Genomic DNA, 3,351 nt, shown 5'->3' on the forward strand with positions numbered 1-3,351 from the left:
GAGGGCGGCATCGAACCGATCCAAGCGTTCTAGGAGCAATCCGCGATGAGTCCATAACGACGCCTGACCGGGTTCGAGGGCGATCGCTTGGTCGTAGGCGGCCAGGGCATCGGTGGGACGCTCAAGCTGAGTGAGCACCAACCCGCGATGGTACCAAGCCAAGGCGGGGGAGGTATCACCCCACTGGCGATCCAGCTCCAGGGCGCGATCGCAGGAGGCTAGGGCCGTTTCGGTTTGCCCCAATCCCAGCTCCCCTCGACAGCGATAGGTGAGCGCTAGGGAATGGTCGGGGTCTTGGGCCAGGATCTGATTGAAGTCGGCGATCGCTTGGTGGTAATCGCCTGCTTGTAAATAGAGTAAGCCTCGATGTTGGTAGGCCAAAGCGGGGGAGCGATCGCCCCACTCTTGGTTTAGCTCCAAAGCGCGATCGCAGTCCCGCACAGCGCTGATCACATTGCCATGGCGAGCATAGGCACTGCAGCGATCGGTGAGCACCTGGGACGAGTTCGGCTCATGGTGCAGCACATAGGTAAGGGCAGCGATCGCTTCTGGATAACGCCCCAAGGACATCAGCAAGCGCCCGCGACTCAGCCAGGCTTCGGCATTGCGTGGATTGATGGAGATGGCGCGATCGCAGGTGGCCAAGGCCTGACCATAGTCGCCCTGATCGATCAGGGCCTGGCAGTCCTCTAGCCAGCCGACAAAAGATTGAGAATCCCGGTCTGCTAAGGGCTGAGGCGCTTGGGATAGTTCCACAACCGGCGTGGTGGACGGCAGAAAAGACCCATCGGGCACCTCCGGCAGGGGTGGCAAACTAGGCAGAGCTACAGCCTGCAAGGTGGACGCTTCTCCGCAGGAGTCTTTGCAAGGAGCCAGACTCGTGGGCGTAGCGGCGACCCGCACAGTGGGCAGGGTCTGCACCGCTGCATCCATACCCGACGTAGCCGCAGCCAAGACCACGGTTTCCGACCCTGGTAGTTCTACACCATTGGCGCTATCAGCACGATCGGCCCCCAACGGTTCCACCGCCACCCACTGGTGATTCAGGAAACGACGCTGCTCAAAATGCAGGTGGGGCCCAGTGGAATTGCCCGTACTGCCCACCTGCCCCAGCAAGGCACCACCCTCAACGCGCTGCCCTGGCTCCACCGAAATTTTAGATAGGTGGGCATAGAGCGTCTGCTGGGAGGAGCCGTGATCTACCACCACCGTCAACCCATAGCCTCCCATCCAGCCCGCCGACTGCACCTGTCCGGCTGCCGCAGCCAAAACGGGTGTGCCCTCCGGTGCGCCAAAGTCTACGCCGTCATGGAAGCGGCGATCGCCCGTGATGGGGTGAATGCGCCAACCAAAGGACGAGGTGACCGGCGCGTCGATGGCCAAGGGAAATCGCCAGGTTCCTGCCGCTAGTCGCCCGAGGGGAGAGTTGGGGGCGATCGCTCCTGAGGCGGTGACCTTAGCAGCGGGATAGAGAACTTTGGTGGTAGTGAATTTGGGAAAGGGGCAGGCGGCAGACGAACCGTCATCCCCCCGCCGATTGCGCTGCAGACGTTCCGCCATGCGCTGGGCCAGGCTGGGAATGGGTACCGCCTGAGGCGATCGCCCGCAGGTATTTTGGATGCGCACCATGGGTTCCGAGTCGGGGACGCGATCGCTCGACTGGGCCACAACCTTAGCCAAACCACTGCCCTGCCGCCACTGATCCACCGGTTGCGGTGCAGGCATGGCTACAGGGCGATCATAGGAGGAAACAACCGGTGCAGGTTCCGAGGTTGGCAACGGGGCAGGCGCTTCCCTGGGTTCCTCAACGGTGGGGAGGGGCGATCGCTCCTGCCGATCCTGGATGGGCTCATCCTCCACAGGATCCTCTACCTCAACCGCTGGCTCCTCAGCCTGCTCCTGAACCTCCACCTCCAGCTTCTCCACCGGGGAAAATTCTTGATACACCTCTCCCTCAGGGGGCACAATCCCCGTTCCCATCGACTCGAACTCTGATATCTGCCCCGGATAAACGGGAACGGGCTCTGGGGGAGCCTCTGGTACGCTCTGACCGTGGGCCGTTGCCCCTTGTCCTACGCCCCAAGCGATCGCGGTCAACGTGCAAGCCGTAACCTGTGAAGCACGCATATCCTCGTCTATCTCCGATGCAAGCTGCTTCCTTCCTACATTCCATGCAGCTCATGATCAGGATGAGAGAGCAGACCCTCACCCCAACCCATCTCCCAGAACGGTAGAGGGGCTTTGAAATTTAGTGCCTACACTCACTCTCTTACTCCCCTTCTCCCCTTGTGGGAGAAGGGGCTGGGGGATGAGGGGAAAGGGTGGCGCAGCTTATCAAGGGCGATCGCTCCTGAACAAACGCAACTCGAAGACCTTCACCCCAAACTCCTTTCCCAATCCGGTAGAGGAGCTTTGAAAACCCTACACCGGACGGGTGAATTTCAGTTTAATGCCGCCGCTATTGCCCAGCTTGCCACCATTGCCGACGATGCTGATCTGACCCTCGGCACTAATATCCACCGACAGTTCCACTTCATCGAGGCGTAACCCTGTGGTAGTTTCGGCTTGGCTGAACAGGTCATTGACGATCGCCAACATACTTTCCATCTGGGCTTTCACAAGCTGCGCATCAATCGATACCCGCTTGCGGCGCGTGACGGTGATTTTCTCCACGGTCTCGTTCGGATCAAAGCCGCCCCCCGTATCCCGCCGACCCGATCGCTGCCCTTCAATGATCACGGTTTCGTCGATGTCTTCAATCTCGGTCAAAATCCAAAGCTGATCGCCGTCTGCCATGGTCTATCGCCTCGTTTTACCCATCATTATTTCAGATCCCGATCGGGGACAATCAAATCTAACTCGTCAGCAGCAGCGATCCTCGACATCACCCAAATTGTAAAAAAAATCGATCGCGCGTAGCGCGAAACCATGAAGAAGTGTAAAGAGAAAGAGTTAAAAAGTGTAAAGGACTACGAAAGAGTCCTCGCGGCAGAACAGACGACACGAAACCCAAGGTTGTAGGAGCGCGCGTCCGGGTCGTAGTTGTAGCGAAAGGCAGACCGACAAATACCAGGAGCGTCGAGCCACGAACCACCCCGCAGCACTCTCTCAGAATCATTATCACCCGTTACCCAAGCGTTGCCGTCGGTGGGAGCACCTTGATAGGTATCATGCCAATGATCGAGGCACCATTCCCAAACATTGCCGTGCATATCGTATAGGCCAAAGGCATTAGCCGGAAAGCTGTCGACCTCGGTTGTTTGTTCTCGATCGTCTCCTTTGGAAGCATCGCCATAGAAATAGTTGCCGTTATAATTCGCCAACTCTGTAGTTATCGTTGGGCCAAAATGA

At 58.6% G+C, this 3,351-nt stretch carries 3 protein-coding genes; all 3 read right to left on the bottom strand.

The window, feature by feature from the left end; translation table 11 throughout:
- Positions 1-2,127, bottom strand: a 2,127-nt coding sequence (locus V6D20_16130) for a tetratricopeptide repeat protein (GenBank protein HEY9817309.1), incomplete at its 3' end; no start/stop codon positions are given.
- Between the two features lie 294 nt (positions 2,128-2,421).
- Positions 2,422-2,796, bottom strand: coding sequence for a hypothetical protein (locus tag V6D20_16135; GenBank protein HEY9817310.1), 375 nt, complete (start codon positions 2,794-2,796; stop codon positions 2,422-2,424).
- A 173-nt stretch (positions 2,797-2,969) separates the two neighbouring features.
- The coding region (locus V6D20_16140) for a formylglycine-generating enzyme family protein (protein ID HEY9817311.1) at positions 2,970-3,351 on the bottom strand (382 nt) is incomplete at its 5' end.

The organism is Candidatus Obscuribacterales bacterium, assembly GCA_036703605.1.
In the GTDB taxonomy this organism is placed as follows: Bacteria; Cyanobacteriota; Cyanobacteriia; order RECH01; family RECH01; genus RECH01.

What these genes read in the sequence shown, in the direction of transcription:
- V6D20_16135 (HEY9817310.1), bottom strand. Translation starts at nt 2,796, where the DNA reads ATGGCAGACGGCGATCAGCTTTGGATTTTGACCGAGATTGAAGACATC.